The sequence below is a fragment of the Burkholderia sp. AU4i genome, assembly GCF_000466765.1.
GTDB lineage: Bacteria > Pseudomonadota > Gammaproteobacteria > Burkholderiales > Burkholderiaceae > Burkholderia > Burkholderia cepacia.
The window spans coordinates 1-26234 of the sequence record NZ_ASSI01000122.1; the positions used below are offsets into that span (position 1 = coordinate 1).

Genomic DNA, 26234 nt, shown 5'->3' on the forward strand with positions numbered 1-26234 from the left:
CTGCGTCGCGAGCGACACGAGATCGCCGGAACGGCGGCGCAGCAGCCCGGCCGGTGCGAGGCGTTCGAGCGTCGCGAACAGCGCGATGCGCATTTCCGCGAGCAGCCGGTACGCCATGTCGTGCGCGAGCCACGATTCGAGCCAGTGCAGCACGGCCGCCACCGGCGCGATCACGAGCAGTGCCGTGACGAGCGCCGGGCTCACATGGCCGCCCGGTACCGCACCGACCACCAGCGCGCCGATCACGCCGACGCCGATGAACGCGAGCACGCGGCCGATCCCGAACAGCACCGTCAGCACGACCTTGCCCGTCCACGGCCGCACGAACCGCAGCAGCGTCCGCAGCGTTTCCGGCCAGCCGATCTCCGCCGCATCGTCGTTCAGCGGCCGCACCTGCGGGCCGGACGACGCACGCGCGGTCGCGCCGGCCGTCGTCGCCACGCCGGCCGATTCGGCGACCGCCTCCAGTTGCGGCCCCATCAGGCGGCGATACGGGCCGTCACGCGCGATCAGCGCCGCGTGCGTGCCCTCGTCGACCACCTGCCCCTGGTCGAGCACCAGGATGCGGTCGGCGCCGATCACGCTGGACAGCCGGTGCGCGAGCACGAGCGTGGTCCGCCCGCGCGTGAGCCGGTCGAGTGCCTGCTGGATCAACGCTTCGTTCTCCGCGTCGACCGACGACAGCGCCTCGTCGAGCAGCAGGATCGGTGCGTCGCGCAGCAGCGCGCGGGCAATCGCGAGGCGCTGGCGCTGGCCGCCCGACAGCATGAGCCCGCGTTCGCCGATGCGCGTCGCATAACCGTCCGGCAGCGCCGAGATGAAATCGTGCGCGTTGGCCGCACGCGCGGCGGCGATCATGTCCGCGTCGCTCGCGTCGGGGCGGCCGAGCCGCAGGTTGTCGGCGACGCTGCCGTCGAACAGCGTCGCATCCTGCGCGACGACCGCGATCATCTCGCGCACCTGGCCGGCATCGAGCGTCCGCACGTCGCGGCCGCCGATGCGGACCGCGCCGCCCTGCGCATCGTGCTGGCGCAGCAGCAGGCGCACGATGGTCGATTTGCCCGCGCCGCTCGGCCCGACGATGGCGACCGTCTCGCCTTCGCGAACCGAGAAGCTCAGCGCCGCATGCGCGTCGGCGCGACGCCCCGGATACGCGAAGCTGACGGCGTCGAATGCGATCTCCGGCCGCAGGCCCTGCACGCGCGGCGCATCGGCGGAAGGCGTGTGGCTCCGCGCATCGAGCAGCGCGTGGATCGCATTCGCCGCCGACTGGCCGATCATCCCCTGATGCAATACCGAACGCAGGTCGCGCAGCGGCCGGAAGATCTCGCTGCCGGCCATCAGCACGATCAGCAGCGCCTCGAGGCTCATGTCGCCGTGCCGCACGCGCCACGCGCCGACCGCGATCGCGGCGGCCGCGCCGAGGCCGGTGCCGAGATCGGTGAAGAGCCGCGTCAGCAGGCCGAGCGCGAGCACCCAGAACGTGCTGTCGGACAGCGCGCGCGCCTTCGCGGCCAGCTTCGCGCCGAACGCCGTGCCTTGCCCGAATGCCTTCAGCGTCGGCAGGCCTTGCACCGCGTCGAGAAACTCCTCGCCGAACGCCTTGAACGCGGCCGAGCGCGCGAGCGCCGCGCGCTTGTCGGCACGATGCACGAGTTGCGGCAGCGCCAGCGTGACGAGCGCCGCGACCAGCAGGATGGCGGCCGTCGGCACGTCCCACCACGCGAGCACCGCGAAGATCATCACCGGCGCGCAGGCGGCGATCACGAGTTGCGGCAGGTAGGTGCCGAAAAAGGTCTGCAGCTGCTCGACGCCGTCGACGACGGCCAGCATCACGCCGCCCGTGCGTTCACCGCTGAACCATGCGGGGCCGAGCGCCGCGATCCGGTCGAACAGCCGCGCGCGCAGCGTGGCCTGCACGCGCCCGGCCGTGTGCTGCGCGAGCACCGTGCGGCGATGGTCGAGCCACGCGCGCAGCAACACGCAGGCCGCCGTTGCAACGACGGCTTCGCCGATGCTGCGCGCCGGCGCGCCGGAAAAGACCAGCGCCAGCACGCGGCCGAGGAACACGAAGCGCAGGATCCCGACACCCATCGCGAGCAGTCCGAGCGCGACGGCCGCGGCGACCCGCCAGCGCAGTCCCGCCATCATTGCCCATAGTCGTCGGTCGAAATACATGAAGCCCTCCGGTAGTGTCTGGTTGCATTTTTTCTTGACCGGATCGAGGCTACCCGCGCCGCCTGCGCGCGGCAAAAGATGATTTTTCAACGGGTGTTGAGTCAACTACAATACCCGGCATGTCGCACCTCCCTCCCCTCAGCGCGTTGCGGGCTTTCGAGGCGGCCGTCCGCCTCGGCGGGTTCGCGCGCGCGGCGGTCGAGCTGAACGTGTCGACGAGCGCGGTCAGCCACCAGATTCGCGCGCTCGAGGAATCGCTCGGCGCGCGGCTGCTCGAACGCAGCACGGGGCTCGGCGGCATCGGTCTCACGCCCGCCGGCGAGCGCCTGCTGCCGGCCGTCAGCGATGCGCTGTCGCGCCTCACCGATGCCTGCGCCGAGATTCGCGGCACCGCGCAACGGCTCACCGTCTCCGCCAACGCGCCGTTTTCGGCAATGTGGCTCGCACGCCGCCTCGCGGAATTCTCGTCGCTTCATCCCGACACGCCGCTGCACGCCGTCGTGCTCGACGACGAACCGGATTTCGCGCGCAGCGGCGTCGATCTGGCGATCGTGCACGTGCCCGCGCACCGGCTGCGGGACGACGACGACGTGCTGATCCGGGAGACGGTGTTCCCGGTGTGCAGCCCCGAGCTGTTTCCGTACGCATCGGGGCACGTGTGCCGCTCGCGGCTGCTGCAGGAGATGCACGAGAACAGCCCCGAGATCGACTGGCACAACTGGGCATCGGAATTCGGCTTGCCGGACGACTTCGAGACGAAGATCGTCCGTTACAGCAGTTTCAGCCAGGTGATCGGCGCGGCGGTCGGCGGCGCGGGCATCGCGCTCGGCCGCGTGCCGCTGATCGAGCCCGAACTGCGCAGCGGGCGCCTGGTGCCGCTGGTGCCGGGCCTCGCACGCGATGCGTCATGGCGCTTCGTGCTGCGTCGCAACCCGTCCGCGCGGCACCGGCTGCTCGATCCGTTGATCGCGTTCCTGCGTCGCGAAGCCGAAACCGAAGCCGCGCCACCCGCCACGCTCGCGAAGATCGTTGCGCCCGCATCCAACGACAGTCACGCGCGCGGCGCGGGCGGCGCCTGACGGGCCCGCACACGAAGCCGGCCTCGCCTCGCCTTGCCTGCCGGCGCCTACGGCGCAGCGAAGAACAACGCGACCACGCACGCCATCCCGCCGAACCACACGAGCGAACGCAGCGACGCCCAGTTCAGCAGGTACATCAGCGTGTAGACGATCCGGATCGCGACGAACGCCATCGCGAGCTGGTCGACGCGATGCACGTTCGCGCCGTTGTGCCATGCCACCACCAGCGCGGCCGTGAACAGCGCGAGCGCCTCCCATGCGTTCTGGTGCGCGGCCTGCGCCCGCGCGCGCCAGCCTTCGAGCTTCGCCAGGTAGTCGCGCGGCGCGCGGTTGTCGTAACCCTTGCGGGCCTTCGCGAGAAACGTCATCGTGAACGGTAACAGCGCGACGATGAACAGGCACAGCTGGGACGTCGTCATCAAAAGTCTCCTCCTTTATCGTTACATTGATCAATGACAAGATCGCCGAGAGCTTAGCATTGCGTCATGCCGTTCGCGCACCGGTTTTCTAGACGGGAGACTCGGCTGCGCGGCCTGTCGACAGCTGGGCCCAGCCAGGACGAACACAAAAATTTCCACCAAATCGTCGACAAATACGTTAATTAAAACTGGTCGAACACCAATAAGATAGCGCTCAACACTGGCCCGGCGTGTTTTCGCGCCGGACTGCCAGACCCACGCCGCCGCGCGCGCCCAACGACATCCGATCCGAGACATCGCCATGCCCCGTCCCATCGTCGCCCATATCCGCCCCGACGCCATCCGCCACAACCTCGACTTCATCCGCCGCACCGCCCCGCAATCGCGCGTGTGGGCCGTCGTCAAGGCCGACGCATACGGCCACGGCATCGAGCGGATCTATCCGGGCCTCGCCGCCGCCGACGGCATCGCGCTGCTCGACCTCGACGAAGCCGTGCGCGTGCGCGAGCTCGGCTGGGACAAGCCCGTGCTGCTGCTCGAAGGGATCTTCGAGCCGGCCGACGTCGAGCTGGCCGACCGTCATCGGCTGACGGTGTCGGTGCACTGCGACGAACAGCTCGACCTGCTGATCGCGGCAAAGCCGCGGCAGCCGATCGACATCCAGCTCAAGATGAACTCCGGGATGAACCGCCTCGGCTACCGGCCCGACGTTTTCCGCGCGGCGTGGGAGCGCGCGGCCGGCGCGCCGTCGATCGGCAAGATCACGCTGATGATGCATTTCGCGAACGCCGACGAAGGCCAGGCCGACTGGCAGCTCGAACGGTTCGATGCGGCCACGGCGGGGATTCCCGGCGAGCGCTCGACGTCGAACTCGGCGGCGGTGCTGTGGCATCCGCACGCGCACCGCGACTGGGTGCGGCCCGGCACGATCCTGTACGGTGCGTCGCCGACGGGTGTGTCGCGGGATATCGCCGACACGCCGCTGATGCCCGCGATGACGCTGACGAGCAAGATCATCGGCGTGCAGACGCTCGCGCCGGAAGAAACCGTCGGCTACGGCCGCCGCTTCACGGCCGACCGGCCGATGCGGATCGGCGTCGTCGCGTGCGGTTATGCGGACGGCTATCCGCGCCACGCGCCGACCGGCACGCCGATCGCGGTGGACGGCGTGGTGACGCGCGTCGTCGGCCGCGTGTCGATGGACATGCTGACCGTCGACCTGACGCCGTGCGCGGACGCGGGCATCGGGTCGAGCGTCGAGCTGTGGGGCGACCAGGTGAAGGTGGACGACGTGGCGGAAGCCAGCGGCACGATCGGCTACGAGCTGATGTGCGCGCTCGCGCGCCGCGTGCCGGTCGTGATCGTGCCGCCCGGTGCGTCGAGCGAACAGCCGGCGCTGCGGACCGGAAGCTACGGGCGCTGACACGGGTCGCTGCGGCGGCGCGCGGCCGCGCGCTACGCTGCAAGTGCCGCTTCGGTTGCGGGCTGCCTCGGGCAGCCCGTTTGTTTTCCGGTGTACGGGACAGGCCCGGGTTACAGCCCTTCCGCGCCGTTCGCCGGCCTTCGACGTCGCACTACGAACGCCACGTCGGCTTGCGCTTCTCGAGGAACGCGTCGATCCCCTCGCCCGCATCCTCTTCCATCATGTTGCGCGCCATCACGTCGCCCGCATACGCATAGGCTTCGTCGAGCGGCAGCTCGCGCTGGCGATAGAACATCTGCTTGCCGTAGCGCACCGCGGCCGGGCTCTTCGCGACGATCTCGGCGACCTTGCGTGCGACGGCCGCGTCGAGCGCGTCCTCGGGCACGGCCTCGTTGACGAGCCCCCACGCGGCGGCCGTCGCCGCATCGACGAAACGCCCGGTCACGAGCATGTCGAACGCGCGCTTCGCCGTGACGTTGCGGCTCAACGCAACGGCCGGCGTCGAACAGAACAGCCCGACGTTGATGCCCGACACCGCGAAGCGCGCGGTATCGGCCGCGATGGCCAGATCGCACGCGGCGACGAGCTGGCAGCCGGCCGCCGTCGCGATGCCGTGCACGCGTGCGATCACCGGCACCGGCAACGCGCGCATCGCGAGCATCACGCGGCTGCACTGCGCGAACAGCGTGCGGTAGTAATCGAGCTCGGGTGTGCCGCGCATCTGCCGCAGGTCGTGGCCCGCGCAGAACGCCCGGCCTTCGGCGGCCAGCACGACGCAGCGCACGTGCGGATCGGCCGCCAGCGTATCGAACGCATCGTGCAGGCTCGCGAGCATCGCCTCGGATAACGCGTTGAATTGCTGCGGGCGATTCAGTCGCAGCGTGACGACGCCGTCGTGCGCGTCGCGCAACAGGATCGGCCCGGCAGTCTCTTGATCGGATTCCATGATGATTCGCTCGACGGGGTTCGGCAGGATTCGACACGACGTGAACGCGCGGCGGCGATGCATGCACGTTCACGGCACGGTGTTGAAATCGTCCTCCACATTCCGTGCGGCGTCCAGTTGCGGCGCAGCGGGCTCGAACGCTCAGGCCCTCACGCGCGCTTGCGCCCGCTGCGCCACGCGCGCACGCCCGAGCGCAGTTGAACGACGCCGCCGACGAAAAAGACCACGCCCATCCCGCCGAGGGCCAGTACGGCGCCCCAGATCGCACCGAACGTATTCATCTGCGCGGTCATCCTGGGCGCGTCGGGCGCGTAGCGCACCTCGACCGCCGCACCGTCCTGCACGCTGACACGGCCGCCCTGCGCGTATTCGACCTGCTCGCCCGCGAGCGTCGTGAACGCGATCTCCGGATGATGCGGACCCGCGTTCAGCCTGATGACGCGCCCCGGCACGACGACCGAGGTCCGCAGGAATTCACGCGTCGACTGCGCGTACAGCGCGACGGCGATCAGCATGCACGTGCCCACGACGGTAAACACGACGCCCTTCGCGATCAGCGTCTCCGTCTGCGGCGCGGCGGCGGCGCCGGACACCCGGCCGCTCACCTTACGGGCGCGACGAGTAGAACGACACGTCGATCTTCGACTGCGTCTTGCAGCGGTACATCACGCCGCGCCCCGTTTCGTCGGTCGTGCCTTCGTACGGACCGTTGCAGCCGATGACCTTGTACTTCGCGAACGGAACGCGCTTGCCGTCCGTCGGCCGGACCAGCACCGGGATGCGCCCCATCGGGCCGTCGCCGATCGTGCGGACGAGCACCATGCGCGCCGCGTCGATCGGCGCGGCGGAACGCACGTAGGCCGTGCGCCCCTGCGCGTCGGTGGTGCCTTCGACTTCGAGTTCCTGGTTGTCCTGGGCCGCGCTCGTGTACAGCGCAAACGCATAGTGCGTGTTCGGCAGCGGCTGTTTCGTCGCGGGATCGTGCAGCACGAAATAACACCCGTTCGCGCCCTTGCCGGCCGTCACCTGTCCATCGGACTGCGTGGGGTAGCACGTATACGACGAACCGCTGCCGACGGCGGCAGCCTGTTGTGCATTCTGCTGCGCGGTACCGGCGCACCCGCCTGCCAGCGCAGCCGCCAGCGTCACGCATGCGCCGCGCACGAGCGCAGCCCGAGCGATTTTGTGTTTCATGGGAAAGTGTCCCGTTCCTGATTGTTGTGGATGCCGGGCGTGCCGCGCATGTCGCGCAGGCACGCCGCCCTCGGCACCCGCAGGATACGGACATCGCGGCACGCTGTAAATTGCGCACGCGGCCAGCCGCGCCGCGCGACTACCCGCCGCCCGCCACTCGCGCGATCGTCTGCCGCAGCCAGATATGCGCGGCGTCGCCGTGCCGGCGTTCATGCCAGTGCTGCGCGAACTCGAACGAGTCGATCGGGAACGGCGGCTCGAACACGCGCAGGCGCGCATCGTCGCGCACGCGGTCGAGATTGCGTCGCGCGACGGTCAGCACGAGGTCGGTGCCGGCGATCAGGTCGTTCGCGACGCCCCAGAACGGCAGGATCACCGCGATGTGCCGCTCGCGGCGCAGCCGCGCGAGCGCGCGATCGACTTCGTTGTCCATCCCGTCGCGCATCGCGACCAGCGCATGCGGCCGCGCGAGCCACGCGTCGAGCGCGAGTTCGCCGCGGCGCGGCAGGCGGCCCGTGTCGGCCACGCACGCGAACGATTCGACGAACAGCGGCTGCGCATGCAGGTCGTGCTGCAACGCGGGCAGCACGCCGAGCGCGAGGTCGATCTCGCCGTCCATCAACTGCATCCGCATCGCCTCGCGCGTGGCCTGCGACACGATCAGCTCGATGCCCGGCGCGTCGGCACGCAGCGTCTTCACGAGCGCCGGCAGCACGATCCGCGCGCCGTAGTCGGACATCGCGATGCGAAAGACGCGCGTGGCCGCGGACGGGTCGAACGCGGGCGGCTCGATCAGCGCACCGAGCCGGCCGAGGACGTCGTTCAGCGGCTCGACGAGTTCGTTCGCGCGCGCGGTCAGCTCGAGCCGGCCCGCGCGACGCACGAGCAGCGGATCGCCGAAGATCTCGCGCAGCCGCGCGAGCGCGTGGCTCACGGCCGGCTGGCTGCGGTGCAGCCGGACGGCGGTGCGCGAGATGTGCCTTTCGCTCAGCAGCGCATGAAGCGTCACGAGCAGGTTCAGGTCGATGCGGGCCAGGTTATTCATGAAAGGAATATGAAGCATCCGAAGAACGAATTTCCATTCGCCATCTTAATGGACGACACTCATTTCAATATCCTTTCGCGACCGACCACGATGACGACGTCCCTTTCCTTCGCCACCCTTCCGCTCGCCGCCGCGGCTTTCGCCGCCGGCGCGCTCGTGCCGCTGCAAGGCGGCAGCAACGCCGCGCTCGGGCGCGCGCTCGGCCACCCGCTGTGGGCGAGCGTCGCGTCGCTGACGGTCAGCCTGCTCGCGGTGCTGCCCGTGCTGCTGGCCACCCGCGCGAACGCGCCGCTCGTCGGCGACGCGCTGCAGCGCCCGCTGTGGATGTGGCTCGGCGGCCTCGCGGGCGTGATCTACATCACGCTCGCGCTGATCCTGACGCCGCGGCTCGGCGCGACGACCTTCATCGTGTGCGTCGTCGCCGGGCAGACGCTCGCGTCGCTGCTGATCGACCACTACGGGCTGATGGGGCTCGCGCAACGGCTCGCGACACCCGGCCGCGTCGCGGGCGTCGCGCTGATCTTCGCGGGGATGATCGTCGTGCAATGGCAGACGCCCGCGCCACGCGTGCCGGCCGCAACCGGCGAAACGGCGACCGCGCAACCCGAACCGCAGCGCTGAATGCGCGACCGGTCGCGGGCGCGCCCCGGCGCCCGGTGCGTCAGCCCGCGAGTTTCTTCAGCGCGTCGAGCACCGCGTCGCCCTTGAACGGCTTCACGATCCAGCCCTTCACGCCGGCGGCCTTGCCGCGCTCCTTCATCGCCGGGCTGCTTTCGGTCGTCAGCATTACGACGTTGACCGTCGAATTCGCCAGTTCGCCGCGGATCTTCTCGACCATCGTCAGGCCGTCCATGTTCGGCATGTTCACGTCGCTGATCACGAGGCGCACGCCGGGCGTCGCCTTGAGCTTCGCGAGCCCGTCCTTGCCGTCGACGGCCGTCGCGACGTCGAGCCCGTGATTGCGCAGGAAACCCGCGACCTCGTCGCGCACCGTGCCCGAATCGTCGACCACCAGAATCTTTGCCATGCTGTATTCCCCTTTCCTTGTTGCGACTTCAACATTCAAAACAGTTCGAGTTCACCCGATTCGACCATCGGCCCCACGTCCTGCACCGATTCGCGGAAATCCTCCGGCGACCAGCTCAGGCTGAACACGAAGCGCTGGTCGATGCAGACGGCGCGCCCCGACGCCGGGTCGGTCATCCGGTACTTGAAGCAGAGCTGCGGGCAGTCGCCGCCGAACGAGATGAACTTCTGTTTGTGATTGACGACGAGCGGCACCTGCACCGGATGGCGTGCCAGCGCCTCGGCGTCGCCGAGATAGCGGTTCTTGAACGCGCCCCACACGAGATTGGTGAGCTCGCCGAGCACGCTGTTCACGTCGCGGAAATCCGGCGCGCGGCCGGCGTCGCGCGTGCCGCCGAGCATGTCGAGCAGCGGCTGCTCGCTCGTCTGCAGCAGCATGTAGCCGCGGCACCACGCACTTTCGAGCGCGATCAGGCTGAACACTTCGCCGAAGATGATCTGGTCGCGCACGATGCACGGCGTTTCGTGCTCGATCGTCATGCCCGGGAACAGGCTGTCGATGCGCGCCTCGGTGATCTCCGAGATGCCGCGCACGAGCGCGTTCGGGTAATCGCGGCCGAACAGGTATTCGTCGATCGCGCGCTTGAGCGGCGTCATGTCGTCCGCGACGTAGGCCGCGCACGCAACACGCGCGAGCGCCTCCGGCAACCCGTCGCGCGACGCATGCGAGTCGCGGCGCAGGATGATCGGCAGCTCGGGGCGCAGCGCATCGATCTGCGTCGCGATGATCGCGCTCTCGGCCGGCGAGCCGCCGTAATCCTCGGCCAGCAGGATCGCGCCGAGGTCGATGTTCGAGCGCAGCACCTTCAGCAGCCGGTTGCGCCGCACGGTCAGGCCGACCAGGTTGTGCTCGTCGCAGAAACGCTTGATCGCGTCGGCGTGCGCGCGACTGTCGTCCAGCACGAGCACCTTGCTGACGGGTTGGTCTACGGTCATCTCAAGGTTTCCTAATGGTCGGTCAGGGTCGGTCAGAACAGTTCGAGCTCGCCGCCGGTTTCCATCACGGCCGTTTCCGGCACATGGAAATCGACCGGCGCGTTCGCGCATACGCACAGCGTCGCGCCGACCCGCACGTCGCCGTCGAGCGTCAGGTCGTAAGCGGCCACGTGATCGGGCGACAGCGCGCCCAGGTAATCGATGCTCGATCCGCTCAGCAGATAAGGCGTCGACATCCCCAGGTCGGGAAACGGGGCGGTCAGCGCCTGGTTGATCGCGCCGCAGCACAGGTTCGCGACCTCCATGAACGCTTCGGGCAGCGGCCGCTGGCTGCCGGTGCCCGCGGTCGCGCCAGCGAAATAGCGGCGCGTCGCGTCGTCGTCGCTGAAGCGCAGCGCGAGCAGCAGGCGGAAATGCAGCGCCGAGATCGTCAGCGCCGCGACGTGCTCGGGCACCGTCGGCTTCGTGCGCAACTTCACGTGTGCGTGATCGTGCGCGTCGTGTGCCGCGCCGGCGGACGGCCGGATGTCGCACGCACCGCCGGATGCGAGCCGCGTGCGCGCCGCATCGAAGAAGATCCGCTCGAAACCGGCTTTCGCCTGCGCGCTGATCACGCCGCGCCTCCGTCGATCCGCGCATGCAGTTGCCCGGCCAGCGTCTCGACGGTCGCCAGCGCGGCCGTGATCATCTTGCCGCCGGCCTGGATGTCCTGGAACGTCGCGGCCGTCACGAGATCGTTGCGGTTCAGGCTGTCGCGATAGCTGTTCGACAGCTGCTGCGAGCGCGCGGCCAGCCCGCGCACCTCGCTCGCGACGATCGAGAAGCCGCGCCCGGCCGTGCCGGCGCGCGCCGCCTCGATCGACGCGTTCAGCGACACGATCGACACGTGCGCGACGATCGCCGACAGCTCCTGGTTCTTCGTGCGCATGTCCTGGTTCTGCGTGGTCAGCGAGATCATCTGCTCGTGCCAGCGCTCGAAGGTGCCGGCGAGCCCGCGCAGGCGCGCGGCTTCGTCGGCGATCTTCTGCGCGTGCTGCGCCAGCGCGGCGCGATCGGCCGACATGGCCTGCAGCGCGTCACGCTGCGTGCCGGCCGCGGAAGTCTCGCGTGCCAGCGCATCCTCGAGCTGCGCCTCGCGGTGCGCCCATGCGTCGGCCGCCTCCGCGTGCGCGGCCGCCGCCTGCTCGGCACGCTCGCTGGCCGCGTCGAGCGCATCGCGCAACGTGCGCGCATCGCGCTCCAGCGCCGCAACGAGCCGCTTGCGCATCACGCGAAAACCGATCGCCGCCACGACTGCGGCGACAGCGCCGCCCGCCAGCGCGGCGGCCATCTGGATCATCCACGCCTGCACGATCACGTCGTCACTCCACTGCGCCGACGTCCGCGCTGCGCGCGCGCTCGTGAGCGGCACCGTCCGCCGCGAAGCGGGCCGGCAACGACACGATCGTTTCGAACGCACGATACGGCGCGCCGACACGATCGTCGGTGAAGCGCAGCGCGATATCGCCACCGTCGCGCTTCAGGAAGTTGCGCACCGCGTCCATGCCGACGCCGCGCCCCGACACTTCGGTCACGGCACTCGCGGTCGAGAAACCCGGGCGGAAGATCAGCTCGGCCACCGCGTCGTCGGACAGCGCCGCGTCGTGGTCGGCATCGATCCAGCCCCGCTCGCGCGCGATGCCGCGAATCCGGTCGAGCGCGAGGCCGCGGCCGTCGTCGCTCAGCACGAACCACAGCTCGCCGCCGCCCACACCGACCGCGATGTCGATCGTGCCGGATGCCGCCTTGCCCGCCGCGCGGCGTTCGTCGGACGATTCGATCCCGTGGTCGATCGCGTTGCGCAGCAGGTGCATGAACACGTTCTTCAGCGTCGCGACGATTTCGCTGCGCACGCGCTGGCCGTGGCTGTCGATATGCACGACGGGCGCCGGCTTGCCGAGTTCGGCCGCGAGCGACGGCAGCGACTCGATCACGCCGCCGAGCGCATCGCCGATCCCCTGCGTGCCGAGCTGGCTCAGCATGCGGCGTACGGCATCGCGCGCCGCGTGCCAGTCGGCCGCGTTCGCCGGATCGGCGCCGTCGAGCACGCGCAGGCTCTCGCTGATGTGCGCGCGCTCGACCATCAGGAAGTCGGCGCCGCCGTGCACCGCGTCACCGCTGCGGCCCAACGTGACCGCGTTGATCGTCGCGTAGTGCTCGACGGCCTCGCGCACGCGCGCGAGGTCGTCCATCAGCGCGTCGCGGTTCCACTCGGGGCCGCCGTCCGCGCGGCGCAGCGAGTCGTACGCCTGCTCCGCTTCGTGGACGATGTTCGTCAGGTGCTGGAGGCTGTACGTGCGTGCATTGCCCTTGATCGTGTGCATGTTGCGGAACAGCGCCGCGACGATCGAGTGATCGGCGCGCTCGTGCTGGCGGATCATCCGCTCGTTCTCGCTGAGGAAACCCTTCGCGCTGTGCACGAAGTCGTGGAACTTGTCCTGGCTGATCGACAGGATCTCGCCGATCATCTCGAGGCGGCGCTGCTGCTCGCCGGCCTGCGCGGTCAGCTCGCGGATCTCGGTCACGTCGCGCACGCACAGCATCAGGCGCACCACCGTGTCGGTCTCGTCGGTGATCGCCGACCAGCTCAGGTCGAGCCACTTCTCGCGGCCGTCCGGCATCCGCTTCGCGACTTCATTCACCAGCAGGTGCTCGTTGAACTCGAAGTTCATGCTGTCTTCGCCGAGGCACGCATGCACGGCCGCGTCGACCTGCGAACGCGCGTCGGCGCCGATCGCCGAATCGTCGAACACGAGCGCCATCAGGTCGCGGCCGGCGATGTCGTTCGTCTCGAAGATGGTCTCGAGGTACGCCGAATACTCGGCATGCACGACGCCGCCTTCGACGACGGTCAGGATCCCCTGCTGCATGTTCTGCAGCATCGCCTGGATGTCGGCCGTCTTCTGCTTGAGCTGCGCGGCGTTCTCCTGGATCTTCTCGATCATCCCGTTGAACGCGACGATCGAATGGCCGATTTCGTCCATCCGGCCCACCGGCACGCGGCGCGTGAAATCCTGGCTCGCCGCGATCTCGCTCATCGCCGTCTGCATCCCGATCAGCGGGCGCGTGATCTGGCGATACAGCAGCAAGCCGAGCGCGGTCAGCAGCACGATCACCGTGCCGGCGACGCCCGCGATCGCGGTCGCCGTCGTCGAGAGCATCCCGTTCAGCGCGCTGATCGCGACGTCCTTCTGGCGGTTCTTCTCGACGCGCAGCGTGTCGACGATGCTTTCGAGTTCGTCGCGATACTGCGCGACGTTCGCGAACAGGTACGCCTGCGCCATCTCCGACTTGCCGTCGGCCTTCATCTTCACGGTATCGTCGATCGCCGCGAAATAGTTCGCGGCGCTGTCCTTCGCCTGCGACACGAGCCCGACCTGCGCCTGGCCGACCGCCGACTTCGCCTGCACGTCGAGTGCGGCGCGCAGCGCGGCCTGCTTCGCCTTCAGCTCGTCGCGCGCCTGGGCGGCGGTATTCGCGTCGGGCGCGTAGACGAGCGTCATCGTCGCGATCTGGATGTTCTTCACATCGGCGACGAGATCGGCCGACGCGAGCGCGCTCGGCACGATGCCCTGGGTGACCTGACGCACCTCCGACGCGCTCTTGCGCGTCTGGTACACGGCATAGATGCCGATCGCGGACAGCGCGAAGAACGTCAGGACGACTAGCAGCGTAATGCGGTGACGGATGGTCATGAGTCCAGCTCCCCGCGGCGATCCGGCTTCGACCGCCGTTTGGTCTATTGAAAGAATGTGAGCGCCGAATTATCGGGGATGGTGTATGACGCTCCGATGACCGGAAATCAATCGTTCATTGATAAAAATGCAATGAATAATTGTGGCGAAAGAACCCTAAAGTATTGCCGGGATCTGCCGTTAACCTTGTGCCTCAAGGCTTCTGCCGGCGCGCCTGCGCGACCGCAAATCCGGGATTCGGATATTTTGTTTTTATTTATTCGATCCGCGAATTGACCGCTAAATGGATTTCGTAAAACGTTTGCGAATTATCGGCGAATCCGGTTGAATGCGCGATTTTTTATTGCCGGTGAATCATTGGACGGACGGGTGAAAACGATACCGCCCGCCCCGGGGCCGACGATGCGATGAACGGCATCGTCGGCCCCCGGGCGGGCGTGACCGGCGGCCGGTCAGTGGCTGCTGGCGCGGGTCGCCCCCAGGCCCGTTTCCGAGCGCACCTGCTGCGCGGCGAACGCGCCCTTTTCCGACCGTGCGCGCGCGCTCGAGTCAAGTACCGAGAACAGCCACACGCCCACGAAGCCGATGGTCATCGAGAACAGCGCGGGCGACGTGTACGGGAACCACGCCGAACCCTTCGGATAACCAAGCGTTGCCTCCCACACCGACGGCGACACGATGGTCAGCCCCACCGACGATGCCAGCCCCAGGAACCCGCCGATGACCGCGCCGCGCGTGGTGCAGCCCTTCCACATCATCGACAGGAACAGCACCGGGAAGTTGGCCGACGCCGCCACGGCAAAGGCCAGCGACACCATGAACGCGACGTTCTGCTTCTCGAACGCGATGCCCAGCAGCACGGCGATCACGCCGAGCACCAGCGTCGTGATGCGCGACACCTTCAGTTCGTCGGCACTGTCGGCCTTGCCGTTCTTGAAGACGGTCGCGTAGAGATCGTGCGACACCGCGGACGCGCCGGACAGCGTGAGCCCGGCGACCACCGCCAGGATCGTCGCGAAGGCCACGGCCGAGATGAAGCCGTAGAACACGTCGCCGCCCACCGTCTTGGCCACCAGCACCGCGGCCATGTTGGCCGTGCCCGCGCCGCCCTTGATCACGCCCTTGGCCACGTCGGACAGCTCGGGATTGGTCAGCACCAGCGTGATCGCGCCGAAACCGATGATGAAGATCAGCACGTAGAAATAGCCGATCCAGGTGGTGGCCCAGAACACCGACTTGCGCGCTTCCTTCGCATCCGGCACCGTGAAGAAGCGCATCAGGATGTGCGGCAGGCCGGCGGTACCGAACATCAGCGCCATGCCGAACGAGATGGCCGAGACCGGATCCTTGATGAACCCGCCCGGCGACATGACCGACAGCCCGATACGGGTCGCGTCGTCCGGCGACTTGCCCGCGTTCGCCGCAATCGCGGTCTTGACCTCCACGGCATGGGCGAACAGCGCCTCCGGGCTGAAGCCGTACTGCGCGAGCACCATGATCGCCATGAATGTCACGCCCGCGAGCAGCATGCATGCCTTGATGATCTGCACCCAGGTGGTCGCGGTCATGCCGCCGAACAGCACGTAGACCATCATCAGCGCGCCGACGATCACGACGGCCACCCAGTAGTCGAGACCGAACAGCAGCTTGATGAGCTGCCCCGCGCCCACCATCTGCGCGATCAGGTAGAACGCCACCACCACCAGCGTGCCGACCGCGGCGAAGCTGCGGATCGGCCCCTGCTCGAAGCGGTAGCCCGCGACGTCGGCGAAGGTGAACTTGCCGAGGTTGCGCAGCCGCTCGGCCATCAGGAACGTGATGACCGGCCAGCCGACCAGAAAGCCGATCGAATAGATCAGGCCGTCGTAACCCGACGTCATCACCGCGGCGGAAATGCCGAGGAAGGAGGCGGCCGACATGTAGTCGCCCGAAATCGCCAGCCCGTTCTGGAACCCGGTGATGCCGCCGCCGGCCGTATAGAAATCCGCGGCGGAACGCGTGCGGGAAGCCGCCCACTTGGTGATCCACAACGTCCCTGCCACGAACAGCGCGAACAGGACGATGGCCGTGGTGTTGGTCGCCTGCTTGGCGGTCTGCCCGACATCGCCGCCGCCCGCGACGGCCACGCCGCACGCGCCCGCGGCCAGCAGCGCGACCAGCATCGTCGAAAGTGTCTTGTTCATCGGGCGACATCCTGCAGGATGTCCTGCGTCAGTTGGTCGTATTCGTTGTTGGCGCGGCGCACGTAGATGCCGGTGATGACGACGGTGAACACGATCACCGCCATGCCGATCGGCACGCCGACACTCGTCACGCCGGTGCTCACGGGCTTCGCGAGAAACGACTTGTCGAATGCGATCAGTGCGATGTAGCCGTAGTAGACGATCAGCATCAGCACGGTCAGGCAGATGCCGAGCGTATTGCGCCGTCGCTTGAGCTGCGCATACTTCGGATGCGCTTCGATTTTTTTCACCAACCCATCATGCATCGCCTGTCTCCTGGTTTGCTTTTTGAATGAGTTCGGCGATTCTGAATAGCGAAGCTGACTGCGTGCTTACTCGATCTTGCGTGCGGGGCATTCCGGGCACTATGGTTTTCCCTAGCGGGTTCGGGCGTGGTGGCGGCATCGCCTGCGCATGAGCGGCAGGCTCGATGCACCGAATTCATTCCCGTCAGGAAACAATCAATCGCTCGCCGACGATTCACCCGCCCGCCCGTACGCTCTAGACTGTCGCATCGTTCCCCTTCCGGATTCACGCAATGACCGACGTCCTGCCGCTGACCACCGATCCCGAGTCGGGCCTCCAATACCGGCTGCGCCCGGCCGCCGGCCGCCCCGTTGCCCGCCTGTTGCTGCTGCATGGCGTCGGCGGCAACGAAACCAACCTGCTGAACCTGGCCGGCATCATCGATCCTCGGATCGAGATCGCGTTCCTGCGCGCCCCGCTCACGTTCGGGCCTGGCCAGCACGCATGGTTTCCGGTGCGCTTCGGCCCGAACGGCCCCGAAATCGACGCGGCCCGCGCGGACGAAAGCCGCATTCAGCTGATCACGCTGCTGCGTGCCTTCCGCGCCCGCGACGGCGCGGCTTCCGCATTGCCGACCGTGATCGCCGGCTTCAGCCAGGGCGGCATCATGAGCGCGGGCGTCGGCCTCACGTCGCCGGACGATGTCGCCGCCTTCGCGGTGCTGTGCGGGCGCATCCTGCCCGAAATCGATCCGCTGATCGCGCCGCGCGATGCGCTTCGCCCGCTCCATGCGCTGATCGTGCACGGCCGCTTCGACGACAAGCTGCCCGTCGCGTGGGCCGGCACCGCCGACGCGAAACTCACGTCGCTCGGTGTCGCGCACGATACGCGGCTGTACGACGCCGGTCACGAACTGACCGAGGAAATGGCCGGCGACTTCAGCCGATGGGTCGGTGAACGCGCCGGCTTGAACTGACTGCGCCGGTACGCCGGCCGCGAACGGGCCGGCGCGCCCGGCGAGTACCGTCAGGCACCCTGTACCGGATCGGCGACGGCGCCCGTGGCCACGGACGTACGCGCATTCGCCGCCTGCTCTCGCGCGGCACCGCGCTTCGCCAGCTTCCAGCCCACCACGAGTGCGAGCACGACGACCGGAATCATCGCGATGGTCCACGTGCCGCCCGGATAGTCGAACGCCATCAGCACCAGCACGCCGACGAGGAAGGCCAGCGTGAGCCACGACGTGAACGGCGCGCCGGGCATCCGGAACGACACGGCCTTCAGCTCGCCGCGATCGACCGCGCGGCGGAACAGGATCTGGCACATGACGATGAAGCCCCAGGTCGTGATGATCCCGAGCGACGCCATGTTCAGCACGATCTCGAACGCCTGCGCCGGCACGATGTAGTTCAACGGCACGCCGATCGCGTTGATCGCGACCGTGATCAGGATCCCGCCGTACGGCACGCCGCGTGCGTTCATCCGCGACACGAAGCGCGGCGCCGATCCGCCCATCGCGAGCGAGCGCAGCACGCGCCCGGTCGAATAGAGGCCGGAGTTCAGGCTCGACAGCGCGGCGGTCAGCACCACGACGTTCATCACGGTGCCGACGTACGGCACGCCGAGCTTGCTGAAGAACGTCACGAACGGGCTTTCGTGCGAGCTGTATGCCGTCCACGGCAGCAGCATCGTCAACAGCACGACGGAGCCGACATAGAACAGCGCAATGCGCCACATCACGCTGTTGATCGCCTTCGGCAGCACCTTGCGCGCATCGGCGGTCTCGCCCGCCGCGACGCCGACGAGCTCGATGCTCGCGTACGCGAACACGACGCCCTGCACGATCAGCACCGCCGGCAGGAGGCCGTGCGGAAAGATCCCGCCGTGATCCGCGACCAGGTGAAGCCCCGGCATCTGCCCGGCAACCGGATGGCCGCTCGCGAGAAACACCGCGCCGACCGCGAGGAACACCGCGAGCGTCCCCACCTTGACGAGCGAGAACCAGAACTCCATCTCGCCGAACACCTTCACGCCGATCATGTTCATCACCGACACGATCCCGAGCGCACCGAGCGCGAACACCCACTGCGGCACGTCCGTGAACACGGCCCAGTACTTCATGTAGATCGCGACCGCCGTGATGTCGACGATACCGGTCGTCGCCCAGTTCAGGTAGTACATCCAGCCCGCGACGAACGATGCCCGCTCGCCCATGAACTCCCGCGCGTACGACACGAAGCTGCCGCTGGTCGGCCGGTGCATCACGAGCTCGCCGAGCGCGCGCATGATCAGGAAGGCGAACACGCCGCAGACGAGATACACGAGCGCGAGCGCGGGCCCCGCGCTCTGCAGGCGTCCACCCGCACCGAGAAAGAGGCCGGTGCCGATCGCACCGCCCATCGCGATCATCTGCACGTGCCGCGGCTTCAACTGCTTCGCGTAACCGGCCTCGTGCGACGCGAACATCGCGTCGGGATCGGCATGACGGGAATCCGCGCCGCCGGCCGGACCGGCCGGGCGCTCGCTGCTGTGGTTCATCGTGAGTCTCCGTAGTTTCTTGATGTGTCGCGCCCCGCGCGGGGGCGCTGATGAAATGGCGGCCCGCCGGGCGCTCGACGCGCGCGCCGGCGGCCTTCAGCCGGCGTCAAAGCACGCGCGGCCGGATCAGCGCTTCGGGCCGAAGCGCTTCGTCTACCTGTGCATCGGTCATCCACTCGCGCTCGAGTACGACCTCGCGAATCGACTTGCCGGTTGCGTGCGCTTCGGCTGCGACGGCGGTCGCGCGCTTGTAGCCGATGTACGGATTCAGCGCGGTCGCGAGTGCGACCGAGCGCTCCATCGTTTCGCGCAGCCGCTCGGGGTTCGCGGTGATCCCGCTCACGCAGCGCTGCGCCAGCGTCGTGCAGGCGGCCGTCAGGTGGCTGAAGCTGCGGAACAGCGCGCTGGCGATCACCGGCTCGAACGCGTTGAGCTGAAGCTGCCCGGCCTCGGCGGCGAAGGTCACGGTCAGGTCGTTGCCGAACACCTCGAACGCGACCTGGTTGACGACTTCCGGGATCACCGGATTCACCTTGCCGGGCATGATCGACGAGCCGGCCTGCACCGGCGGCAGGTTGATCTCGCCGAACCCCGCCCGCGGGCCGCTCGACAGCAGCCGCAGGTCGTTGCAGATCTTCGACAGCTTCACGGCGATCCGCTTGAGCACGCCCGAGACCTGCACGAACGCGCCGCAATCCTGGGTCGCCTCGATCAGGTTCGGCGCGGTGCTCAGGTCGAGCCCGGTAATGCGCCGCAGCGCCGCCAGCGCCTTCTCCGCGTACTGCGGATGCGCGGTGATGCCCGTGCCGATCGCGGTCGCGCCGAGGTTGATCTCGCGAATCAGCCAGCCGGCTTCCTGCAGGCGTGCAATGTCTTCCGTCAGCATCACCGCGTAGGTCGAGAATTCCTGGCCGAGCGTCATCGGCACAGCGTCCTGCAATTGCGTGCGGCCGAGCTTCAGCAGGCCGGCGAACGCGTCGGCCCGCTCCGCGAACGCATCGCGCAGGCGCGCCATCGCTTCGAGCAGGTGCTCGAGCGCGAAGCAGGTCGCGACGCGGATCGCGGTCGGATAGACGTCGTTGGTGCTCTGCGCGAGATTGACGTGTTCGTTCGGATGCAGGTATTCGTACTGCCCGCGCGCGTGCCCCATGAGTTCGAGCGCACGGTTGCAGATCACCTCGTTCGCGTTCATGTTGGTCGACGTGCCGGCCCCGCCCTGGATCACGTCGACGACGAACTGGTCGTGCAGGCGCCCTTCGCGGATCTCGACGCACGCGGCGGCGATCGCATCGCGGTACGGTCGCGGCAGCAGCCCGAGCTCGCAGTTCGCGTCGGCCGCGGCCTCCTTCACGGCGGCGAGCGCCATCACGAGGTACGGCAGCGACGCGATGGTGCGGCCCGAAATGTCGAAGTTCTCTTTCGCGCGCAGCGTATGGACGCCGTAATACGCGTCGTCCGGAATACTTCGTTTGCCTAAAAGATCCGCTTCGACGCGGAAGCCGTTTTCTGTCATCGTGCCCTCCTGGATGTCTCGTACCGCTCGCCGTTCTCCGCTTCCCGACGCGACGGGTTCGCATTCTATGCCTTTGCAAAAACAAGCTCGCTTATGTATTATCGAAAGCGGTTTTGCGTGGGACGCAACAGCGAGAATCGAATGAAAAAAGGCGCGAGAGAAACCGGCATCGATCACATGGGCGCGATGCGCGCGTTCGTGAGAGTGGTCGAAACAGGGAGTTTTTCGGCGGTCGCGAAGGAGATGCACGTGTCGACGTCGACGGTCGCGCGCAAGGTCACGGCGATCGAGGAGGCACTCGGCGTCGCGCTGCTGCACCGCTCGACGCACAGCGTCACGCTGACCGAGGCCGGCCATATCTACCTGGAACGCGCCGTCACGCTGATCGCCGATCTCGACGACACGCTGCGTGTCGTCGCCGAGCTGAATGCGCAGCCGAGCGGCCCGCTGAAGCTCACCGCGCCGGTTGCGTTCGGCCGCCGCCATCTCGCCCCGCTGGTCGCGCCGTTTCTCGCGCGCTACCCGACGATCCAGCTCGACGTGCGGCTCACCGACAACCACAACGACCTCGTGGCCGGCGGCTTCGACCTCGACATTCACGAAGGCGAGAACTACCTGGACAACCTCGTCGTCCACCGCCTGTCGCGCAACGACAGCATCCTGTGCGCGACGCCCGGCTATCTCGACCGCTGCGGGCGCCCGTCCACGCCGGACGATCTCAAGCAACACAACTGCCTGCGCTACGTGCACCCCGAAGGCGATCCGCGCTGGGAGCTCGTGAACGGCGACGCGCATCACAGCCTGCTGCCGGCCGGCAACCTCGTCACCGACCATTCGGAGCTGCTGCTCGAAGCGACCTGCGCGGGGCTCGGCATCGCGGAGTTCGAGATCTGGCTGGTGCGCGACCTGCTCGCGAGCGGGCGGCTCGAAGCCGTGCTGCCGCGCTACCGGCTGCTGAACCGGCTGACGGGCGAATACATCTACATCGCGTATCTGGCGAACCGGCGCAGCTCGGCGAAGCTGCGCGTCCTGAAGGACTTTCTCGCGGAACACCTCGCGCACATCGGCGAGCTGTCGGCGCTGGAGCTGGGGAAGATTCGCGGCGCGCGCACGTAGCACCTGCGCCCGCGTTCATGCCCGCGCCGGCCGGCAGGCATGCGCCGCCGCCGCGCCCGGCCCGGGGTGCGGGCCGGCGGCAGCGGCGCATCCGCGCCGGTCAGGCCGGCTGCAATTCGAACGGGAACGTGGCGTGCCCGATCTCGACGCCCTGCGTGTTGCGCATCGGCGGCCGATGGAAAGCGGCCAGTTGCGCGCGCTGCCCGGCCGTGCCGATCTGCAGCCGCTCGAGGAGCTCGCTGACGACCATGTAGAGCACGTCGAGATTGCCGTCCTCGATCTTCACCGAGATGCCGAGCGCGCCATCGGCGCCCAGCTGCCGCGTGCGCGCCGACGCACGCACGCCGATCCCGTAGCACGCATCGGCGCCGAGCTTGCCGACCACCTGCCCGTCGAACGCCTTCATCAGCACCGTGCAATAGCGCCCGTCGCCGGCCACCAGCTCCGGATACGCGGTCATCGCACGATGAATGCGCGCCAGCGCGCGCACGCGATCGCTGATTGCGTCACCGCCCGCCTCCACCGTATCCGCCCCGTCGGCCAGCGATGCGTACAGGCGCGCCAGCCGGTCCAGCGGAAACGCCGGCGTCGGCAGGTTGCACCCGTCGATCGCCCAGCCCACTTCGTCGTCGCGCAGCCCGCACGCATCGGCCATCACCTGTTTCACGCGCACCTGCATCGGATGCTCGGGCAGATGGTAATCGGCGATCGCGGCGCCGATCGCCTGCGCGCCGGCCAGCATCCCGACATGCTTGCCCGAACAGTTGCTGCATACGCCGGTCGGCGTGTAGTCGCGCTTGATCCACGCACGGTACACCGCGTCGGACAACGGCGGATGGCCGCCGCAACGCAAGTCCGATTCCTGCGCGGCGACTTTTGCGAGCATCGCGCGCGTGCGTTCGATATGCCGGTCCTCGCTGCTGTGCGACGCGCACATCAGCGCGATGTCCGCATCGTCGAAGCCGAAGCGCTCGGGCGCACCCGTCTCGATCACCGACAGCGCCTGGGCCGGCTTCGCCGCCGACCGCGCGAGCGTCATCCGGAACGGATTGCCGAACCGGGCCAGCAGCCGGCCGCGTGCATCGACCACCGCCACATCGGCGACGTGCGTGTTCTCGATCGCCTTGCCGCGGTACGTGACGACTGCTGCGCGTTGGGTGTCCATCGTGTGTTGTCTCCATGCTCGGGGCCTGCTTGCCGGGGCCCATCCAACCGGTACGGCAGTGTAGCGAGTCGCCGCGCCACGCGCCGGCCCGGCCATGGAAAGCGGTGTTGCATATGACGCAAAGGCGATCACGCCCCCACGAAGACCTGACCGAATTAGTACAAAAACCATTCAATCGTTTACAGAATTGGTACCAATCCGTACAATTGCGATCGCAAACGCGAATCATACGCATTTACATTGACGTTTTCCGATGTTCCGCACTGCCCGGCCTGCATCGAGAAGACGCGCCCGCTCACCGAACCTTCTGCTGCCTCTCGATATGCCCGCCCAGTTCAAGACGAGGCCTCGCGCCCTCGTGTCGGCGCTGACCTGCTCCGTTTTCCTGACCCCGCTGCTCGCTTCCGCCGAAACGGTACCCTCTCCCGCGCCCGCCGCCGACCAGCCGGCCCCGTCGGCCGACGTGCAGGCGACGCTGCCGACGATCACGATCCAGTCGTCCGCGCCGTCGGACATGCAGGTGAAGCAATCGCCGTCGTACAAGTTCACCGCGCCGCTGCTCGATACGCCGCGCTCGGTCACGGTGATCCCCGAGCAACTGATCAAGGAAAAGAACGTCACGTCGTTCGCGGACGCGCTGCGCTCGGTACCGGGCATCACGTTCCTCGGCGGCGATGCGGCCGCGAACCCGTCGGCCGACCGCCCGGTGATCCGCGGCTTCGAATCGCGCAACTCGATCTTCGTCGACGGGATGCGCGACTCGGGGCTGCAGAACCGCGAAACGTTCGCGGTCGAGCAGATCAGCGTGATCAAGGGCCCCGATTCGGTCTACGCGGGCCGCGGCTCGGTGGGCGGCAGCATCGACATCGTCACGAAGACACCGAAGAACGACGACTTCATCAACAGCAGCATCGGCTTCGGCACCGACGGCTACAAGCGCGCGACGGTCGACGTGAACCGCAAGATCAACGACACGACGGCCGTGCGCCTGAACGTGATGGGTCACGACGCGAACCAGGCCGGCCGCAACGACGTGTACAACAAGCGCTGGGGTATCGCGCCGTCGATCGTGTTCGGGCTGAACACGCCGACCACGGTCACGGTCAGCTATTACCACATGAACTCGTACGACATGCCGGACTTCAGCGTGCCGTTCCGCGCGTCGGGCGGCACGCCGGTGCCGACCGATCGCGGGCAGTTCTTCGGGTTGAACACGCGCGACTACCGCTACGGGCAGACCGACACCGCCGAAGTGCGCGTCGAGCACAAGCTCAACGACGACTGGAAGCTGAAGAACACGACGATGTTCGGCCGCTCGACGCTCGATTACGTCGCGACGAACCCGCAGATCCTCGCGTCGAACCCGAACATGCTGAGCCTGCAGGCAAAGAGCGGCAAGTACGCGCTCAACGGCTTCTCGAACCAGACCGAGGTGACCGGCAGCGCGAGCCTGTTCGGCATGAAGCACACGATGACGGCCGGCGTCGAGTTCAGCCATGAACAGGCGCGCTACGAGGGCTACCTCGTGTCGGATTCGGCCGGCCACAACATCCGCTCGGGCGGCCCGTGCTCGGTGGCCGGCAACTGCACGCCGCTCGCGGGCGGCTGGAACCCGAACATGCCGTGGACCGGCAGCATCGTGCTGAACGGCGACAAGGGCTTCCCCGGCGCGACGACGAACACGCGCACCGACACCGTGTCGGCGTACATCTTCGATACCGTGAAACTGTCCGAGCGCTGGCAGTTCAACACGGGGCTGCGCTTCGACCGCTACGACACGACCGGCAAGCAGGCCGGCGTCGCCGACCTGTCGAACACGTCGAACCTGTTCAGCTACCAGTTCGGCCTCGTGTTCAAGCCGGTGAGCAACGTGAGCCTGTATGCGTCGTACGGCACGTCGTCGAACCCGCCGGGGTCGAACGGCGGCCTCGGCGGTGGCACCGACCAGATCACCGCGACGAACCAGGACCTCGCGCCGGAGCGCTCGCGCAACATCGAGATCGGCGCGAAGTGGGACGTGCTGCGGGATCAACTGTCGCTGACGTCGGCGCTGTTCCAGACCGAGAAGACCAACGCGCGCGTGAGCGACGGCCTCGGTCACACGGTCAACGCGGGCAAGCAGCGCGTGCGCGGTTTCGAATTCGGCTTCGCGGGCAACATGACGCCGAAGTGGCACGTGTTCGGCGGCTACTCGTACCTGAACGCGATCACGACCGACGCGGGCCCCGGCAGCCCGGGCGCATCGGGCCTGCCGATGGTGATGGTGCCGAAGCACAACTTCACGCTGTGGACGAGCTACGACGTGATGCCGAAGCTCACGCTCGGCGCCGGTGCGACGGTGATGAGCCAGACCTATGCGTCGGTATCCGCGACGACGAAGAAATGGACGCCCGGCTACGCGCGCTTCGACGCGGCCGCCACCTGGCGCGTGAACAAGACGATGGACGTCCAGCTGAACGTGCAGAACCTGTTCGACAAGAAATATTACGCGAGCGCGTACCCGATCTACGCGACCTGGGCGCCGGGCCGTTCGGCGATGGTCACGCTCAACTTCTATCAGTAACGCGGTTGGCGGCAGGGGGGCGTGGTAAGCCCCTCCTCGCCGCGCTCACCACGGCAGCGAATACGTCTTCACGTTCGTGAAGCTCTTCATCGCTTCCTGCACGCCCTCCTTGTACCCCAGCCCCGAATCCTTCACGCCGCCGAACGGCGTCAGTTCGAGCCGGTAGCCCGGCACTTCGCGCACGTTCACGCTGCCGACTTCCAGCTCGGTGATGAAGCGCGTGATGTGGTCGAAGCGGTTCGTGCACACCGACGACGACAGCGCATAGTCGGTGCTGTTCGACATCCTGATCGCTTCGTCGATGTCGCGGAAACGCATGATCGGCGACACGGGCCCGAACGTCTCGTATTTCACGAGCGGCATGTCGGGCGTCACGCGATCGATCACCGTCGGCGAATACAGCGCGCCGTCGCGCACGTTGCCGACCAGCAGGCGCGCCCCACGCGCGATCGCGTCGTTCACCTGTTGCTCGCAGAACTTCGCGGCCGCTTCGTCGATCACCGTGCCCATGTCCACCGACGGATCGGCCGGATTGCCGTACGACCACGCACGCGTTTTTTCGACGACCAGCCCGGTGAAGCGATCGGCCACCGACTCGTGCACGAGCATCCGCTTGATCGCGGTGCAGCGCTGCCCCGAGTTCCTGTACGAACCCGACACCGCGAGCGTGCTCGCTTCGTCGAGATCGGCGTCTTCCATCACGATGATCGGATCGTTGCCGCCGAGTTCGAGCACCGCGCGCCGGTAGCCCATCCGCGCCGCGATCGACTTGCCGATCGACACGCCGCCCGTGAACGTGATGAGGTCGATCGCCGGGTTCGTGATCAGCTC

The 26234-nt window shown here is 67.8% G+C and carries 23 protein-coding genes; 6 read left to right on the top strand and 17 right to left on the bottom strand.

Translation table 11 applies throughout. From position 1 onward, the window contains the following. Positions 1-2178: ATP-binding cassette domain-containing protein (locus L810_RS26390; RefSeq protein ID WP_042976283.1), on the bottom strand; the 2178-nt coding region annotated here is incomplete at its 3' end. 119 nt (positions 2179-2297) lie between these two features. Between L810_RS26390 and L810_RS26395 the strand changes: the two genes are divergently transcribed. After that, complete coding sequence (locus tag L810_RS26395) at positions 2298-3257, top strand: LysR family transcriptional regulator (protein WP_042976269.1); 960 nt, start codon at positions 2298-2300, stop codon at positions 3255-3257. A gap of 47 nt (positions 3258-3304) precedes the next feature. On the opposite strand, the gene L810_RS26400 is transcribed toward L810_RS26395, so the two are convergent. Further along, the gene (locus L810_RS26400; protein ID WP_021161362.1) at positions 3305-3676 is read right to left on the bottom strand and encodes an MAPEG family protein; all 372 of its coding nucleotides are present in this window, start codon (positions 3674-3676) and stop codon (positions 3305-3307) included. Between the two features lie 301 nt (positions 3677-3977). On the opposite strand from L810_RS26400, the gene alr reads away from it, so the two are divergent. Then, positions 3978-5099: an alanine racemase gene (gene alr / locus L810_RS26405; protein WP_021161364.1), complete on the top strand. Its 1122-nt coding sequence runs from the start codon at positions 3978-3980 to the stop codon at positions 5097-5099. Positions 5100-5250: 151 nt separating this feature from the next. On the opposite strand, the gene L810_RS26410 is transcribed toward alr, so the two are convergent. From L810_RS26410 to L810_RS26425, 4 genes are all read right to left on the bottom strand, one after another. After that, positions 5251-6045, bottom strand: a complete 795-nt coding sequence (locus L810_RS26410; protein WP_042976285.1) for an enoyl-CoA hydratase — start codon at positions 6043-6045, stop codon at positions 5251-5253. A 149-nt stretch (positions 6046-6194) separates the two neighbouring features. Continuing rightward, positions 6195-6560, bottom strand: coding sequence for a DUF3592 domain-containing protein (locus L810_RS26415; protein ID WP_441294014.1), 366 nt, complete (start codon positions 6558-6560; stop codon positions 6195-6197). Between the two features lie 91 nt (positions 6561-6651). Further along, positions 6652-7239: a hypothetical protein gene (locus L810_RS26420; protein WP_021161367.1), complete on the bottom strand. Its 588-nt coding sequence runs from the start codon at positions 7237-7239 to the stop codon at positions 6652-6654. A gap of 139 nt (positions 7240-7378) precedes the next feature. Continuing rightward, a complete protein-coding gene (locus tag L810_RS26425; protein ID WP_042976273.1) occupies positions 7379-8284 on the bottom strand; it encodes a LysR family transcriptional regulator in 906 nt (301 codons plus the stop codon). A 90-nt stretch (positions 8285-8374) separates the two neighbouring features. Here L810_RS26425 and L810_RS26430 point away from each other — a divergent pair, with 90 nt between their 5' ends. Beyond that, the gene (locus tag L810_RS26430; RefSeq protein WP_042976274.1) at positions 8375-8905 is read left to right on the top strand and encodes a DMT family transporter; all 531 of its coding nucleotides are present in this window, start codon (positions 8375-8377) and stop codon (positions 8903-8905) included. A 40-nt stretch (positions 8906-8945) separates the two neighbouring features. Here the strand turns inward: L810_RS26430 and L810_RS26435 are convergent, their stop codons facing one another. The 7 genes from L810_RS26435 to L810_RS26465 form a co-directional block, all read right to left on the bottom strand. Beyond that, a complete protein-coding gene (locus tag L810_RS26435) occupies positions 8946-9311 on the bottom strand; it encodes a response regulator (RefSeq protein WP_011355572.1) in 366 nt (121 codons plus the stop codon). A 35-nt stretch (positions 9312-9346) separates the two neighbouring features. Further along, entirely contained in the window at positions 9347-10306 is a 960-nt protein-coding gene (locus L810_RS26440) for a chemotaxis protein CheX (RefSeq protein ID WP_042976276.1), read from the bottom strand. A 32-nt stretch (positions 10307-10338) separates the two neighbouring features. Next, entirely contained in the window at positions 10339-10920 is a 582-nt protein-coding gene (locus L810_RS26445; protein WP_021161370.1) for a hypothetical protein, read from the bottom strand. After that, positions 10917-11657: a methyl-accepting chemotaxis protein gene (locus L810_RS26450; protein WP_373453106.1), complete on the bottom strand. Its 741-nt coding sequence runs from the start codon at positions 11655-11657 to the stop codon at positions 10917-10919. The genes L810_RS26445 and L810_RS26450 overlap by 4 nt, the downstream gene beginning before the upstream one ends. Before the next feature lie 10 nt (positions 11658-11667). Further along, positions 11668-14040 (bottom strand): MCP four helix bundle domain-containing protein, encoded by a 2373-nt coding sequence (locus tag L810_RS26455; protein ID WP_021161372.1) that lies wholly within the window; start codon positions 14038-14040, stop codon positions 11668-11670. A 452-nt stretch (positions 14041-14492) separates the two neighbouring features. Beyond that, positions 14493-16223: a cation acetate symporter gene (locus L810_RS26460; protein WP_021161373.1), complete on the bottom strand. Its 1731-nt coding sequence runs from the start codon at positions 16221-16223 to the stop codon at positions 14493-14495. Next, the gene (locus tag L810_RS26465) at positions 16220-16528 is read right to left on the bottom strand and encodes a DUF485 domain-containing protein (protein WP_021161374.1); all 309 of its coding nucleotides are present in this window, start codon (positions 16526-16528) and stop codon (positions 16220-16222) included. Before L810_RS26465 ends, L810_RS26460 begins: the two co-directional genes overlap by 4 nt. A gap of 272 nt (positions 16529-16800) precedes the next feature. Here L810_RS26465 and L810_RS26470 point away from each other — a divergent pair, with 272 nt between their 5' ends. After that, positions 16801-17484: an alpha/beta hydrolase gene (locus tag L810_RS26470; protein WP_021161376.1), complete on the top strand. Its 684-nt coding sequence runs from the start codon at positions 16801-16803 to the stop codon at positions 17482-17484. A gap of 50 nt (positions 17485-17534) precedes the next feature. On the opposite strand, the gene L810_RS26475 is transcribed toward L810_RS26470, so the two are convergent. Together L810_RS26475 and L810_RS26480 are read right to left on the bottom strand one after the other, a co-directional pair. Continuing rightward, entirely contained in the window at positions 17535-19046 is a 1512-nt protein-coding gene (locus L810_RS26475) for an amino acid permease (protein ID WP_021161377.1), read from the bottom strand. Between the two features lie 106 nt (positions 19047-19152). Next, on the bottom strand, positions 19153-20559 hold the full coding sequence (locus L810_RS26480) for an aspartate ammonia-lyase (protein ID WP_021161379.1): 1407 nt from the start codon (positions 20557-20559) through the stop codon (positions 19153-19155). Positions 20560-20700: 141 nt separating this feature from the next. Here L810_RS26480 and L810_RS26485 point away from each other — a divergent pair, with 141 nt between their 5' ends. Beyond that, on the top strand, positions 20701-21675 hold the full coding sequence (locus tag L810_RS26485) for a LysR family transcriptional regulator (RefSeq protein ID WP_027791264.1): 975 nt from the start codon (positions 20701-20703) through the stop codon (positions 21673-21675). Between the two features lie 100 nt (positions 21676-21775). Here the strand turns inward: L810_RS26485 and L810_RS26490 are convergent, their stop codons facing one another. Beyond that, positions 21776-22840 carry an asparaginase gene (locus L810_RS26490; protein WP_021161381.1) on the bottom strand — a complete coding sequence of 355 codons (1065 nt, stop codon included), beginning with the start codon at positions 22838-22840 and terminating at the stop codon, positions 21776-21778. Between the two features lie 322 nt (positions 22841-23162). Between L810_RS26490 and L810_RS26495 the strand changes: the two genes are divergently transcribed. Then, positions 23163-25403 (top strand): TonB-dependent receptor, encoded by a 2241-nt coding sequence (locus L810_RS26495; RefSeq protein ID WP_042976279.1) that lies wholly within the window; start codon positions 23163-23165, stop codon positions 25401-25403. Positions 25404-25448: 45 nt separating this feature from the next. On the opposite strand, the gene L810_RS26500 is transcribed toward L810_RS26495, so the two are convergent. Next, positions 25449-26234 (bottom strand): aldehyde dehydrogenase family protein (locus L810_RS26500; RefSeq protein WP_042976281.1); only part of this gene is annotated, 786 nt, incomplete at its 5' end.